The 14,680-nt window shown below is 64.5% G+C and carries 13 protein-coding genes; 9 read left to right on the top strand and 4 right to left on the bottom strand.

The annotated features are described in order from the left end of the window. Positions 1 to 8 precede the first annotated feature (8 nt). Positions 9 to 1,619 (bottom strand): ABC transporter substrate-binding protein, encoded by a 1,611-nt coding sequence (locus tag L6637_RS34520; protein WP_237866223.1) that lies wholly within the window; start codon positions 1,617 to 1,619, stop codon positions 9 to 11. 17 nt (positions 1,620 to 1,636) lie between these two features. Here L6637_RS34520 and L6637_RS34515 point away from each other — a divergent pair, with 17 nt between their 5' ends. The 9 genes from L6637_RS34515 to L6637_RS34475 all read left to right on the top strand — a co-directional run bounded on the left by L6637_RS34515 (position 1,637) and on the right by L6637_RS34475 (position 12,091). Further along, on the top strand, positions 1,637 to 1,891 hold the full coding sequence (locus L6637_RS34515; RefSeq protein ID WP_237866222.1) for a hypothetical protein: 255 nt from the start codon (positions 1,637 to 1,639) through the stop codon (positions 1,889 to 1,891). An 11-nt stretch (positions 1,892 to 1,902) separates the two neighbouring features. Next, on the top strand, positions 1,903 to 3,033 hold the full coding sequence (locus tag L6637_RS34510; RefSeq protein ID WP_237866221.1) for a M20/M25/M40 family metallo-hydrolase: 1,131 nt from the start codon (positions 1,903 to 1,905) through the stop codon (positions 3,031 to 3,033). A 229-nt stretch (positions 3,034 to 3,262) separates the two neighbouring features. Continuing rightward, on the top strand, positions 3,263 to 4,204 hold the full coding sequence (locus L6637_RS34505) for an ABC transporter permease (protein WP_237873480.1): 942 nt from the start codon (positions 3,263 to 3,265) through the stop codon (positions 4,202 to 4,204). Between the two features lie 20 nt (positions 4,205 to 4,224). After that, positions 4,225 to 5,112 carry an ABC transporter permease gene (locus L6637_RS34500; protein ID WP_237866219.1) on the top strand — a complete coding sequence of 296 codons (888 nt, stop codon included), beginning with the start codon at positions 4,225 to 4,227 and terminating at the stop codon, positions 5,110 to 5,112. A gap of 11 nt (positions 5,113 to 5,123) precedes the next feature. Next, a complete protein-coding gene (locus L6637_RS34495) occupies positions 5,124 to 6,773 on the top strand; it encodes an ABC transporter ATP-binding protein (RefSeq protein WP_237873496.1) in 1,650 nt (549 codons plus the stop codon). 236 nt (positions 6,774 to 7,009) lie between these two features. Continuing rightward, the gene (locus tag L6637_RS34490; protein ID WP_237873479.1) at positions 7,010 to 8,515 is read left to right on the top strand and encodes a M81 family metallopeptidase; all 1,506 of its coding nucleotides are present in this window, start codon (positions 7,010 to 7,012) and stop codon (positions 8,513 to 8,515) included. Between the two features lie 14 nt (positions 8,516 to 8,529). After that, positions 8,530 to 9,693, top strand: coding sequence for a M20 aminoacylase family protein (locus L6637_RS34485; protein ID WP_237866217.1), 1,164 nt, complete (start codon positions 8,530 to 8,532; stop codon positions 9,691 to 9,693). A gap of 2 nt (positions 9,694 to 9,695) precedes the next feature. Beyond that, positions 9,696 to 11,114, top strand: a complete 1,419-nt coding sequence (locus tag L6637_RS34480; RefSeq protein ID WP_237873476.1) for an amidase — start codon at positions 9,696 to 9,698, stop codon at positions 11,112 to 11,114. An 86-nt stretch (positions 11,115 to 11,200) separates the two neighbouring features. Continuing rightward, a complete protein-coding gene (locus L6637_RS34475; RefSeq protein WP_237873471.1) occupies positions 11,201 to 12,091 on the top strand; it encodes a crotonase/enoyl-CoA hydratase family protein in 891 nt (296 codons plus the stop codon). Between the two features lie 103 nt (positions 12,092 to 12,194). Here the strand turns inward: L6637_RS34475 and L6637_RS34470 are convergent, their stop codons facing one another. The 3 genes from L6637_RS34470 to L6637_RS34460 all read right to left on the bottom strand — a co-directional run bounded on the left by L6637_RS34470 (position 12,195) and on the right by L6637_RS34460 (position 14,621). Next, a complete protein-coding gene (locus L6637_RS34470) occupies positions 12,195 to 13,172 on the bottom strand; it encodes an NADPH:quinone oxidoreductase family protein (RefSeq protein ID WP_237873469.1) in 978 nt (325 codons plus the stop codon). Next, positions 13,172 to 13,780: a 2-hydroxychromene-2-carboxylate isomerase gene (locus L6637_RS34465; RefSeq protein ID WP_237873467.1), complete on the bottom strand. Its 609-nt coding sequence runs from the start codon at positions 13,778 to 13,780 to the stop codon at positions 13,172 to 13,174. Before L6637_RS34465 ends, L6637_RS34470 begins: the two co-directional genes overlap by 1 nt. Before the next feature lie 139 nt (positions 13,781 to 13,919). Beyond that, positions 13,920 to 14,621 (bottom strand): glutathione S-transferase N-terminal domain-containing protein, encoded by a 702-nt coding sequence (locus tag L6637_RS34460; protein WP_237873465.1) that lies wholly within the window; start codon positions 14,619 to 14,621, stop codon positions 13,920 to 13,922. Between the last annotated feature and the right edge of the window lie 59 nt (positions 14,622 to 14,680).

The raw sequence follows: 14,680 nt of genomic DNA, 5'->3' as shown, positions 1-14,680 counted from the left end.
ACCTGGTCTTACTCCGACTTGTCGATGTTCCAGAAGATCGGCGTTGCCGGACCGTCGAGCACGCCGGACAGCGACTTCCGCCAGGCGCTCGGCGCCAGATACTGACCAAGCGGGATGTAGATCACCTGGTCATAGGCTTCCTTCTGGATCTCGGTCGCGATCTTCTTCTGATCGTCGAGCGAGGCAGCGCGGACGAAGTCGTCCTTGAGCTTCTCGATCTTGGCATCCTCCGCCCAGCCGAACCAGCCGCCCTTCTTGCCCTGGCCGCCGATCGAGAGATTGGAGATCGGGTTGGACACGTCGGCGCTGACCCAGTTGGTGAAGAACATGTTCCAGCCACCCTCCTTCGGGGGCTTCTGGCTGGCGCGGCGGCTCACCACCGTCTGCCAGTCGGTCGCCTGCGCATCGACCTTGAAGCCAGCTTCGCGGAGCAGCTGCACCGCGACCGTCGGCTGCGCCTTCAGCGTCACGACGTCGCCGGGCACCATGACGACGACGGGCGTGCCGTCATAGCCGGCCTCGGCGAGCAGCTTCTTGGCTTCCGCCATGCCGTTGCCCTTGACCAGCGATTCGGAGCCGACGTCGGTCGCGAACGGCGTATCGCAGATGAAGAAGGCGCCGCAGATCTTGTAGTACTTGGGATTGCCGACGAGCGCGTCGAGCACGTCCTTCTGGTTCATCGCCAGAAGCGCGGCGCGACGGATCTTCGGATTGTCGAAGGGAGGATGAAGGAAGTTCATGCGACCGAGCGTCTGGTAACCGAACTTGTTCAGCGTCTCGACCTTGAGGTCGGGATTGCCTTCAAGCACCGGCAGCAGGTCCCACGGCGGCACTTCCATGAAGTCGATGTCGCCCGACTGCAGCGCATTCACTGCGGTCTGCGAGTCCGGCATGGTGATCCACTCGACGCGGTCGACCTTCACCACCTTGCCGCCCGCGGTCCAGCTCGCCGGCTCCTTGCGCGGCACGTAATCAGGATTCCTTTCGTAGACCGCCTTCACGCCCGGCTGGAATTCGCCCTGTACGAACTTGAAGGGACCGGAGCCGATCTGTTCGGGAATCTGCTTGTCCGGCGGTGTCTCGGCGAGGCGCTTCGGCATCATGAAGGCGACGCGCGAGGACGGCTTGCCGATCGACTCCAGTACAAGGCTGTAGGGCTCCTTCAGCTTCAGCGTGATCGTTTTCGGGTCGGTGGCCTCGATGCTCGCAGTGAACTGCATCATCTGCTGGCCCATGCCGTCGACGGCGGCCCAGCGCTTCAGAGAGGCGACGCAGTCCTCCGCCGTCACCGGCGTGCCGTCATGCCACTTCAGGCCGTCGCGCAGCGTGAAGGTGTAGGTGAGCTTGTCGTCCGAGATCTTCCAGTCCGCCATCTGCGGCTGGATCTTGAAGTTCGAGTCTGTCGCGATCAGCGTGTCGTAGACCATGTAGCCGTGATCGCGCGTAATGTAGGCGGTGGTGAAGATCGGATCGATGATGCGCAGATCCGAATGCATCACGGCGGTGATGGTCTTGCCCGCTGCAAACACCGGCGAGGCCATCGCCGTTGCAAGCGCGACGACCGACAGCGCAAGTTTGGAGGCGATCGCGCGACGCCCCATGCGCATCAAGTGGAACATATAAAGTTTCTCCTGGCGTGAAACTGTTCAAAGGCGGATTATTGGTTGAGCATTTGGTTCGTTCGTTAGGCGAACTAACCTCGTGCAATGCCTTTATCTTTTCGAGACTTGCAGACAGTCCTGAGCGCGTCAATCCGGTTTCGGCGCAGGCCCTTGCGGCGAACGCGCGGGCTCTACAAAGTCCGGATTGGCTCTACAACTCAACTCCGCTCGTCCTGCCTGCCAGTCTTGCCTGCGCCGATGCAATGCGCATTCCATCTTTCGAAGCTTGAGAGACTTTAAGATGAATCCAGCCAATCTTCCCTTCGATTCGGAGACGATGCTCGCGGGCCTGCGCACCTGGGTGGAATGCGAAAGCCCGACCTGGGACGCGAGCGCGGTGAACGGCATGCTCGATATCGCAGCGCGGGATATGGCGATCATGGGTGCGACCATCGAACGCATCGCCGGCCGTCAGGGCTTTGGCGGCGTCGTTCGCGCGCGTTTTCCCCATCCGAAACAAGGCGAGCCGGGCATCCTGATCGCTGGACATATGGATACCGTCCACCCGGTCGGCACCATCGACAAGCTGAAATGGCGCCGCGAGGGCAACAAATGCTACGGCCCCGGCATCTACGACATGAAGGGCGGCAATTACCTGTCGCTGGAAGCGATCCGCCAACTGGCGCGCGCGTCCTTCACGACGCCCCTGCCGATCACCATCCTGTTCACGCCGGACGAGGAAGTCGGCACGCCCTCGACGCGCGACATCATCGAGGCGGAGGCTGCGCGGAACAAATATGTGCTGGTGCCCGAGCCCGGCCGCGCCGACAACGGCGTCACCACCGGACGTTACGCCATCGCGCGTTTCAATCTTGAAGCGACAGGGCGACCGAGCCACGCCGGCGCGACCTTGTCGGCCGGACGCTCGGCCATCCGCGAGATGGCGCGGCAGATTCTTGCGATCGACGCGATGACGACGGAGGACTGCACCTTCTCGGTCGGCGTCGTGCACGGGGGGCAATGGGTCAATTGCGTTGCAACGACTGCCACCGGCGAAGCGCTGTCGATGGCCAAGCGCCAGGCCGATCTCGACCGCGGCGTCGAACGCATGCTGGCGCTGTCGGGCACCACCAACGACGTCGCCTTCAAGGTGACGCGCGGCGTGACGCGGCCGGTGTGGGAGCCGGATGCGGGCACCATGGCGCTGTATGAAAAGGCGCGCGGCATCGCCAAATCTCTCGGCGCGGAATTACCACATGCGAGCTCCGGCGGCGGCTCCGACGGCAATTTTACCGGCGCCATGGGCATTCCGACTCTCGACGGCCTGGGTGTGCGTGGGGGCAATGGCCACACGCTGGAAGAGTATATCGAGGTCGAGAGCCTCGTTGAGCGTGGCCGCCTGATGGCGGGGCTGCTGGCGACGCTGGAGTGATCGCGAAGCCGTTCTGTAGGGTGGGCAAAGGCGCGCTTGCGCCGTGCCCACGACCTTTCGCCGACTGCAGCGAACGGTGGGCACGCTCCGCTTTGCCCACCCTACGAAGACTGGCCGCACTGCAAAATCTGTGGCCCTGATGGCACAGGAATTGCTGAAATGTTAGGCTGATGGCAGAACGGGCCATGACCGCTGCCGCCGATTTGACTCTCATCTGACGGGATCCAACTTGCTCGGATATCTCCTCCGCCGAATTTTCGCCGCCGTGCCCGTGATGGGCGTCGTCGCGCTGTTTGTCTTCCTGCTGCTGCGGCTGACGCCCGGCGACCCAGCCGCGATCCTCGCCGGCGACAATGCGACGCCGGAACGGCTGGAGCGCATCCGCACCTCGCTCGGCCTCAACGAGCCCTTGATCGTGCAGTTCATCACCTGGGTGAACAAGCTGCTGCACGGCGATCTCGGCACCTCGCTGATCTCGAACCTGCCGGTCATGAAGATGATCGGACAGCGCGTCGAGCCGTCGATCTCGATCGCGCTCTCGACCATCATCCTCGCCGTCATGGTCGCCGTGCCGCTCGGCGTCATCGCGGCCTGGAAGCACGGCACCTGGATCGACCGCTTCGTGATGGGTCTGTCGGTGCTCGGCTTCTCGGTGCCGGTGTTCGTGGTCGGCTATGTCCTGATCCAGGTGTTTGCGATCGACCTGCGCTGGGTGCCAGTGCAGGGCTTCAAGAGCATCAGCGCGGGCTTCGGGCCGTTCTTCGAGCGCATCATCCTGCCGACCTGCGCGCTGTCCTTCATCTACATCGCGCTGATCGCGCGCATGACGCGCGCGGCCATGCTCGATGTTCTGGGCGAAGACTACGTGCGAACGGCGCGCGCAAAGGGCATCAACGAGGTCGCGGTAATGCTGCGACACGCGCTGCGCAACGCCGCGGTGCCCGTGATCACCGTGATCGGCACCGGCTTTGCGCTTTTGATCTCTGGCGTCGTCGTCACCGAGAGCGTGTTCAACATCCCCGGCATCGGCCGCCTCACCGTCGATGCGGTGCTGGCCCGCGACTATCCGGTGATCCAGGCGATGATCCTGCTGACCTCGCTGATCTACGTCGTCGTCAATCTCCTGATCGACGTCGCCTACACGCTGCTCGATCCCCGCATCCGGTACTAAGGCTAAGGACAAGAACAACGATGACGGTCGATAGCCTTCCCCAATCCTCGATTCCGATCACGTCGCCACTGCGGCCGCGTCTCGGATTCCTCACCTCGACGCCGATCATCGCGGCGGCCACGATCCTGCTCGCGCTGATCGTGCTGATCTCGATCCTGGCGCCGCTGATCGCGCCGCATGATCCGATCCAGCTTGCGCCCTCGCAGCGCCTCAAGCCCTCCTCGGCGCAATTCCTGCTCGGCACCGATGCCTATGGCCGTGACCTGCTGTCGCGCGTCATCTATGGCGGCCGCATCTCGCTGCTGGTCGGCATCGGCTCGGCGATCCTCTCGATCACCATCGGGCTCGCGATCGGTCTCGTCTCCGGCTTCTTCAAGCTGGTCGATTCCGTGATGATGCGCATCATGGACGGCCTGATGGCGATGCCGAGCATCCTGCTTGCGATCGCCGTGGTCTCGCTGTCGGGCGCCAGCATCTGGACCGTACTGGTCGCCATCACCATCCCCGAAATCCCGCGCGTGGCGCGCCTGGTGCGCTCGGTCGTGCTGTCCGCGCGTGAGGAGCCCTATGTCGAGGCCGCGATCTCGGTCGGCTCCAGCCTGCCGAAAATCATGTGGCGGCACCTGATGCCGAACACGATCGCGCCGCTGATCGTCCAGGGCACCTATGTCTGCGCCTCTGCTATTCTCACCGAAGCCATCCTCTCCTTCCTCGGCGCCGGCATCTCGCCGGAGACGCCGACCTGGGGCAACATCATGGCCGAGGGGCGCCAGTATTTTCAGCTCAAGCCGACGCTGATCTTCTGGCCGGGCCTGCTGCTCTCGATCGCCATCCTCAGCATGAACCTGATCGGCGACGCCGCCCGCGACGCCCTCGATCCCCGCATGAAGCAGCGGGAGGGCAAGTGATGGCCGATCAAATGACCAACCCCGTCCTCGACATCAACAACCTCGTCGTCTCCGTCGGCAAGAAGCCGAACGGAGCAAAGATCATCGACGGCATCTCGATCCAGGTGCACGAAGGCGAGACGCTATGCCTCGTCGGCGAAAGCGGCTCGGGCAAGTCGGTGACCTCGCTGACCACGATGGGCCTGCTGCCGAAGGGCACGCTGGTTCCATCAGGCGGCAGCGTCAAGCTCGTCGGCGAGGAGATCCTCACCGCGACCGATCGCCGCCTGCGCCAGTTGCGCGCCACCAAGATGGCGATGATCTTCCAGGAACCGATGACCGCGCTCAATCCTGTCGTGCCGGTCGGCCGCCAGATCGACGAGGTGCTGCGCGCCCACACCAAGCTCGATGCGAAGGCGCGAAAGAAGCGCATCCTCGACATGATGGAGCAGGTCCACCTGCCCCAGGTCGAGCGCATCTTCGCCTCCTACCCGCACCGCCTCTCCGGCGGCCAGCGCCAGCGCATCATGATCGCAATGGCATTGGTGCTGGAGCCGAAGCTCTTGATCGCGGATGAGCCGACCACCGCGCTCGACGTCACCACGCAGAAGCAGATCCTGTCGCTGATCCGCGAGCTCCAGCGCGATCACGGCACCGCGGTGCTGTTCATCACCCATGACATGGGCGTGGTCGCCGAGATCGCCGACCGCGTCGCTGTCATGCGCCAGGGGCGCCTGGTCGAAACCGGCCCGCTCGACACCGTGCTGCGCAATCCCACGATGGAATATACCCGTAACCTGCTGGCCGCCGTGCCGAGCCTGGTGCCGCGGCCGCCGCGTGAGGAGAGCAAGGAACCGATCGTGCTCGAGGCCAACGACCTCAGCAAGATCTACAAGGAGCGCGCCTTCTTCGGCAAAGGCCGCGAAGTCGTCGCCGCCGACAAGGTGACGCTGACCCTGCGCAAAGGCCGCACGCTCGGCATCGTCGGCGAAAGCGGCTCCGGCAAGTCGACGGTAGCGCGCTGCATCGTCCGCTTGATCGATCCGACCTCGGGCGGCGTGCGCCTTGCCGGCCGCGAGATCTCCGACATCTCGCGCCGGCTGCTGCAGCCGCATCGGCAGAAGATCCAGATCGTGTTCCAGGATCCCTACCGCTCGCTCAATCCGCGCGTCACCGTGGGCGAGAGCATCGCCGAAGGCCCGATCAATTACGGCGTCTCACATGCGAACGCGATGAAGCGGGCGCGCGAGCTGCTCGAGCTCGTCGGCCTGCCCGCCGACGCGGTGTCGCGCTATCCGCACCAGTTCTCCGGCGGCCAGCGCCAGCGCATTGCGATTGCGCGCGCGCTGGCGCTCGATCCTGACGTGCTGGTCGCCGACGAAGCGGTCTCCGCGCTCGACGTCTCCGTGCAGGCGCAGGTGCTGGACCTGCTCGACGAGATCCAGAAGCGGCTCGGCATCGCCATCCTGTTCATCACTCACGATTTGCGCGTCGCTGCGCAAATCTGCGACGAAGTCGTGGTGATGCAGCACGGCCGCGTCGTCGAACAGGGCCCCGCCGCCGAAGTGCTGACACACCCGCAGGAGGCCTACACCCGGGCGTTGCTCGAAGCGGCGCCCGGCCGCGGCTGGGACTTTGCGAACTTCCGGCCGGTGTCGGAGGGCGTGGTGGCGACGGCCTAGTCAGTCCCTCCGTCGTCATTCCGGGGCATCGCGAAGCGATGAGCCCGGAATCCATCAAGCCGCAGAGTCTGTCGCCCAATGGATTCCGGGCTCGCGCTGCGCGCGCCCCGGAATGACGGGGGAGCAGCATTCCCAAAACGATCTGACCCTATGCGCAGCGCGATTGCTTCCCGCCTTGCTCTCCTCGCAAAGCCAAGGCTAACGTCGCGCACTTTCAATCGGCTGGAGATGCATTGATGACACGTATCGCCGTCGGCGGCTTCCTGCACGAGACCAACACCTTCGCGCCGACGAAGGCGACCTACGCCGACTTCCAGCATGGCGGCGGCTGGCCGGCGATGACTGTAGGCCCCGACGTGCTGAAGGTGATGCGGCGCATCAATGTCGGGCTGGCCGGTTTCGTCGACAGCGCTGAAGCCAATGGTTGGGAACTGGTTCCGACGATTGCCTGCGGTGCGAGCCCGTCGGCGCATGTCACGAAGGATGCGTTCGAGCGCATCGTGAAGGTGATGGTCGACGGCATCGCGGCCGCAGGCCCGATCGACGCCGTCTATCTCGATCTGCACGGCGCCATGGTCACCGAGCATCTCGACGACGGCGAAGGTGAGATTCTGGCGCGCGTACGCCGCGTCATCGGCAAGGATGTTCCGCTGGTCGCAAGCCTCGATTTGCACGCCAACGTCACGCCTGCGATGATGGAACATGCGGACGCGCTGATCGCCTACCGCACCTATCCGCATATCGACATGGCCGAGACCGGCCGCGCCTCGGCAAAACATCTTGCCCTGCTCCTGAAGACGAAGCTTCGCTTCGCAAAGTCATTCCGCCAGATACCGTTCCTGATCGCGATCAGCTGGCAATGCACCGACGACTTCCCCACCAAGGGCATCTACGAGAAGCTTGCTGCGCTGGAGAACGATGCGGTTCCGACGCTGTCTTTCGCGCCGGGCTTCCCTGCCGCTGACTTCCGCGATTGCGGGCCGAGCGTGTTCGCCTATGGCAAGACGCAGGAAGACGCCGATCGCGCCGCCGACGCGATCGTCAAGCTGATTGAAAGCCACGAAGACGATTTCGACGGCAAGATCTGGTCGCCCGATGACGGCGTGCGCCACGCGATGGAACTCTCCAAGAACGCGAGCAAGCCGATCATCATCGCAGACACCCAGGATAATCCCGGCGCCGGGGGCGATTCCGACACCACGGGCATGCTGCGCGCGCTGGTGCGCAACAAGGCGAGCGCTGCGACCGGTGTGATCTACGATCCAGAATCCGCCAAGGCCGCGCATGCGGCGGGCGTCGGCGCCGCCGTCACGCTCTCGCTCGGCGGCAAGTCGGGGATCGCCGGCGACGAGCCCTACACCGAGACCTTCGTCGTCGAAAAGCTCTCCGACGGCCGCTTCATCGCGCCCGGCCCCTACTTTGGCGGCCGCGAGATGGAGATGGGCCTCTCCGCAGCCCTGCGCATCGGCGACGTCCGCGTCGTCGTCTCCTCGCACAAGGCGCAGCTGGCCGACCAGGCGATGTACCGCTATGTCGGGATCGAACCGACGAAGGAAAAAATCCTGGTCAACAAGAGCTCGGTGCATTTCCGCGCCGATTTCGAACCGATCGCTGAACAGCCGATGATCTGCGCCGCCCCCGGCGCGATGCCGGCCGACACCGCCTCCCTGCCATGGACGCGCCTGCGCCCGGGCATCCGCATCAAGCCGAACGGCCCCGTTTTCAATCCCCCTTCACGCTAACCGGACAGGATCACATGCCCACCATCGAACGCATCGACGGCTATGCCGACGAACTCACCGCTATCCGCCGCGACCTGCACGCCCATCCCGAGATCGGCTTCGAGGAAGTGCGTACGTCCGGCATCGTCGCCGACAAGCTGACGAGCTGGGGCATCGAGGTGCATCGCGGTCTCGGCGGCACCGGCGTGATCGGCGTCATCAAGGGCAAGGGTTCGGGCAGCAAGCGTATCGGCCTGCGCGCCGACATGGACGCGCTGCCGATGGAAGAGAACACCAATCTGAAATGGAGCTCGAAAATCCCCGGCCGCTTCCACGGTTGCGGCCATGACGGCCACACCACCATGTTGCTCGGCACCGCGCGCTATCTCGCCGAGACCAGGAATTTCGACGGCACCGTGCACCTGATCTTCCAGCCGGCCGAGGAAGGCCTCGGCGGCGCCCGCGCCATGATCAAGGACGGCCTGTTCGAGAAGTTTCCGTGCGACGAGCTCTACGGCCTGCACAACGCGCCCGACCTCAACCACGGCGAAATCGCCATCCTGCCCGGCCCGGCCATGGCCAGCGCCGACTTCTTCGACCTCCGCATCACCGGCTATGGCGCGCATGGCGCGATGCCCGAGCGCTCCAAGGACGCGGTCGTGATCGCGACCACGCTGGCGCAGGCGATCCAGACCATCGTCAGCCGCAACGTCGAGCCGCTTCAGGCTGCTGTCGTATCTATCACCCAGATCCATGCGGGCTCCGCCTACAACGTGATTCCGGGCGATGCGCATCTGTGCGGCACCATCCGCACCTTCTCGAAGGAAGTCCGCACCCTGGTCAGCGAACGCATCCGCACCATCTGCGCCGGCATCGCCAGCGCCTATCAGTGCGTGATCGACGTCGACATCCGCGACACCTTCAACGTGCTGGTCAACCAGGTCGAGCAGTCCAAGGTGGTCGAGGACGTCGCGCGCACCGTTGTCGATCCCGCCAAGGTGATCACCCGCAGCCAGCCGAAGATGGGCAGCGAGGATTTTGCCGACATGCTGGAGACCATTCCCGGCGCCTATTTCTGGGTCGGCCATGACGGCTCCGTGCCGGTGCACAATCCCGGCTTCGTGCTCGACGACAAGATCCTGCCGATCGGCGCCAGCATGTTCGCCCGGATCATCGAAACGCGCATGCCGGTCGGTTAGCAATGAAGAAGAGCGCCGCGGAGGCGGTCACCTCGCTGCACGATCTCTCGGCGGTCGATCTGATCGCGGGCTATCGGGCCAAGCAATTCTCGCCGAGCGAGGTGCTGGAGGATTTGCTCGCGCATGTCGCTGCGTGGGAGCCGCATCTGAAGGCGCTCTATGCATTCGACCCTGAAAGTGCGCGCGCGGCCGCAAAAGCCTCGACCGCGCGCTGGACCGGGGGCGAGCCCTCTGGTCCGCTCGACGGCGTGCCTGTCACGGTGAAGGACAACATCGCGACCAAGGGCGTGCCGGTGCCGCTGGGTGCCGCGAGCGTCAAATTGGTCCCAGCCGAGAAGGACGCCCCGCCCGCCGCGCGGCTGCGTGAGGCAGGCGCGATCATCTTCGCCAAGACCACGATGCCCGATTATGGCATGCTGTCCTCTGGACTCTCTTCGTTCCATGCGCTCGCGCGCAATCCCTGGGACCTCTCCAAGAACCCCGGCGGCTCCAGCGCGGGCGCCGGCGCTGCGGCAGCGGCCGGCTATGGTCCGCTGCATCTCGGCACCGATATCGGCGGCTCGGTGCGCCTGCCCGCCGGCTGGTGCGGCCTCGTCGGCCTGAAGCCGAGCTTTGGCCGCGTGCCGATCGATCCCGCCTATGTCGGCCGCGTCGCCGGCCCGATGACCCGCACCGTCGATGATTGCGCGCTGATGATGAGCGTGATCGCCAAGCCCGACCGGCGCGACGGCACGAGCCTGCCCGCCGAACCGCTGAACTGGAAGGGCCTGGAGAAGTCGCCGCGAAAACTGCGCATCGGCCTGATGCTCGATGCCGGCGTCGGCCTGCCGGCGGAACGGCTCGTCCGCGATGTCGCGGTGAAAGCTGCAAAGGCGTTCGAATCCGCCGGTGCCGTCGTCACCGAAGTCGACGGCATCCTCACGCGCGAGATGCTCGACGGTCTCGACAATTTCTGGCGCGCACGGATGTGGGATGACCTTTCGAAGCTCGCGCCAGCCGAACAGGCAAAGGTGCTGCCCTATATCTTCAAATGGGGCGCCTCCGGTGCAAAGCTGTCGGGCGTCGACGTCATCAGAGGCTTCAACCAGACCATGGCGATCCGCGCGGCGGCATCAAGACTGTTCTGCGAGCTCGACTACGTGATCTCGCCAACGGCGCCGAACGTGAACTATGCGGCGGACTGGGCCTCACCCACCAACGATCCGATGCGGCCGTTCGAACACATTTGCTATACCGTGCCGTGGAATATGTCGGAGAACCCCGCCGTGTCCATCAATGGCGGCTTCGATGACGCGGGTTTTCCGATCGGCGTACAGCTCGTCGGCCGCCGCTTCGACGACATCGGCGTGCTCGGCATGGCCAAGGCGTTCGAGGGCCTGCGCGGGGCGCAAAGGCCGTGGCCCAAGCCGCCGGCGAAGTAGATGCCCAGTCCGCGCAAGACGGACAGCGGCGAGCGTGCGTCTCGTCTCATCGAGACCGCATTCAAGACAAGGAAGGAAACCACGCCATGGCGTATGAGACGATCAAGTACGAGGTCGCCGAGCAGATCCTCACCATCACGCTGAACCGGCCCGACAAGCTCAACGCCTTTAACGCGCAAATGCAGGCCGAGCTGATCGACGCGTTCGACGCCGCCGACAAGGACGACAATGTCCGCGCCATCATCGTCACTGGCGCCGGCCGCGGCTTTTGCGCAGGCGCGGATCTCTCCTCGGGCGCTGACACCTTCGATCGCGACGCGCGGCGCGGGCCGGTCAAGCGCTTTGCCGACGGCAAGGTCGATTACAGCGATCCGCAGGTGCGCGACGGCGGCGGTCAGGTCACCTTGCGCATCTTCAGATGCCTGAAGCCCGTCATCGCCGCGGTGAACGGTCCCGCTGTCGGCATCGGCGTCACCATGCAGCTTGCGATGGACATCCGCATAGCCTCGGAGGCCGCGCGGTTCGGCTTCGTGTTCTCCCAGCGCGGCATCGTGCCGGAGGCGGCCTCGAGCTGGTTCCTGCCGCGCATCGTCGGCATCTCGCAGGCGCTGGAATGGTGTTACTCGGGCCGCGTCTTCCCGGCGCAGGAGGCGCTTGCCGGCCGCCTCGTCAGCAAGGTCGTGGCGCCGGATGATCTGCTGCCGACAGCCCGCGCGCTCGCCAAGGAATTTTGTGCCAAGACCGCGCCAGTGTCGGTGGCGCTGATCCGCCAAATGATGTGGCGCATGATGGGCGCGGACGATCCCATGGAAGCGCATAAGGTCGACAGCCGCGGCATCTATGCCCGCGGCCGCTCGGAGGATGTGAAAGAAGGCGTGGTGTCGTTCCTTGAGAAGAGGCCGGCGCAATTCAAGAACAAGGTGTCGATCGATATGCCGGACTATTTCCCGTGGTGGACGGAGCGGGAATACAAGTGATGCTCTTGTAGGGTCGCAAAGGCGCCCTTGCGCCGCGCCCACGATCTTTGCGTGATGGATACAGATCGTGGGCACGCTTCGCTTTGCCCACCCTACGTTACCTTCATTGCATCACCAGCGCCACGCGCCCGATCGCCTTGCGATCGAGCAACAGCCGCATCGCCTTGGCACAGTCCTCCAGCGGCAGCCGGTGCGAGATGTTGGGGCGCAGCTTGCCCTCCTCTGCCCATTGCAGCAGCGCCTTCAGCCTGATTTCGCCGAGCGCGGGATTTTTCCGCACCGCCTCGCCCGCGCGCACGCCGAGCACGCTGGCGCCCTTGATCAGCAGAAGATTGGTCTTGGCCGAGCCGATGCCTCCGGTGAAGCCGATCACCAGGAGCCGCGCGCCCCAGGCGATGCAGCGCATCGAGTCCTCGAACACCTGCCCGCCGACAGGATCGAACACGACGTCGGCGCCGCGACCGTCGGTGATGCGCTTGACGGCATCGCGAAACGGTTCGCGGTCGTAGCGGACGAGATGATCGGCGCCGCGTGATTTCGCAATCGCAAGCTTCTCATCGCTGGAGGCGGTTGCGATGACGGTGGCGCCCAGCATCTTGCCGATCTCGACGGCGGCAAGGCCGACGCCGCCGCCCGCACCGTGCACCAGCAGCACCTCGCCTGGTTCGACCCGGCCGCGATCGATCAGGGCGTGATAGGCGGTGCCATGGCCCGCGAGATAGGTCGCGGCTTCCGCATAATCGAAGGTCGACGGCATCGGCGTCAGCTGCGAGGGCATCACCACCGCTTCATCCGTGAACGCACCGTGGCGCATCTTCACGATGACCTTGTCGCCGACCGAAACACCCTTCGCCTCCGCGCCAACTTCGATCACATCGCCGGCGGCTTCCATGCCGGGCGTGAACGGCAGCTCGGGCTTGAGCTGATACTCGCCGGCCGCCATCAGCACATCAGGGAAATTCAATCCGGCAGCACGGATGGCGATCCGCACCTCGCCCGGCTCCAGAGCGCGCGAGGGAAACTCTTCCAGCCGCAAGGTCTCGGGCGCGCCGAGTGCGCGGCAGACGACAGCCCGCACCATCAGGCCGCGCTCGCCTTGCTGCGCAGCAGCGCCTCGCGGATCAGCGGCAACCGGTCATTGCCAAAATACATGTCGGTCTTGTTCACGAAGATCGTCGGCGAGCCGAAGCCGCCGCGGGCAACGACCTCTTCCGTGTTGGCCTTGAGCTGGTCCTTGATCGCCTGCTCGGAAATGCCGGCGAAGAATTTCTGCTCGTCGATGCCGACCTTCTTGCAGATTTCGGCCAGCACCGCATCCTGCGAGATGTCCTTGTCGCCGCCCCAATAGGCCTCGAATACTGATGTTGCGAACGGCACCATCTCGTTGCCGAGCCAGATGCAGCCGCGCATCGCCTTGACGCTGTTCACCGGGAACACCGTCGGCGGCATCTTGATCGCAAGCCCTGCCGAGCGCGCCCAGTCGGCAAGGTCCTTCTTCATGTAGCGCGCCTTCAACGGCACCGGCTTCTCGCGCTGCGCGTAGACGCTCGGATTGACCGTGTTGAAGATGCCACCGACCAGGATCGGCCGCCAGATGATCTCGGCGCCGACCTCTTTCGCCAGCGGCTGGATGTTGTGGAAGGCGAGATAGGTCCAGGGGCTGGAGCAGTCAAAGAAGAATTCGATCATGGTGTTTTTCCTTATGTATCTTGTCCCGCTCTCTCCCCGTCATTGCGAGGAGCGAAGCGACGAAGCAATCCAGAGTCCCTCCGCCGAAAGATTCTGGATTGCTTCGCTGCGCTCGCAATGACGAGGCGAGAGCGGAGGTCTATTTCCTTCCCAACAGTTCCTTCGCACGCTGGCCAAACATGATCTTGCGTGATTCCTCGTCGAACGGCTCTTTCACGAATTTTCCGATCGCGAGCCCCGCCTGCACCTGCGGCCGGGCGCGGACCTCGGCGTACCAGCGCTTCACGTTCGGATAGTCGTCGAGCGTAAAACCCTGCGCCTTGTGGGTCATGCTCCAGGGGAAGCAGGCGATGTCGGCAATGGAATAGTCGCCGGCGACATAGGCGCCGGTCTTGGCGAGCTGGCGGTCGAGCACGCCATAGAGCCGCGCGGCTTCGTCGCGATAGCGCTCGATCGCATAAGGAATTTTCTCCGCTGCATAGAGCGCGAAATGGCCGTGCTGACCGAGCATTGGACCGAGCCCAGCCATCTGCCACATCACCCACTGGATGGTGGTGGAGCGGCCGCGCAGGTCGCTGGGCAGAAAGCGGCCGGTCTTCTCCGCCAGATAAATCAGGATCGCGCCGGTCTCGAACACCGAAAACGGGCCGCCGCCATCGGCAGGCTCGTGATCGACGATCGCGGGAATGCGGTTGTTGGGCGAGATCGCCAGGAATTCAGGGTTGAACTGCTCGCCGGCGCGGATGTTGACGGGCTTCACTCGATAGGGAAGCCCGAGCTCCTCCAGCATGATCGAGATTTTCCAGCCGTTCGGCGTCGGCGCGTAATGGAGGTCGATCATGACTGTCCTCTGGCCTTTCCTTGGGCCTTGCCTGTCATCACCGCCGGAATAGAGGGCGA

The organism is Bradyrhizobium zhengyangense, assembly GCF_022012435.1.
GTDB lineage: Bacteria > Pseudomonadota > Alphaproteobacteria > Rhizobiales > Xanthobacteraceae > Bradyrhizobium > Bradyrhizobium zhengyangense.
This window is presented reverse-complemented; position numbering and strand designations above follow the sequence as displayed.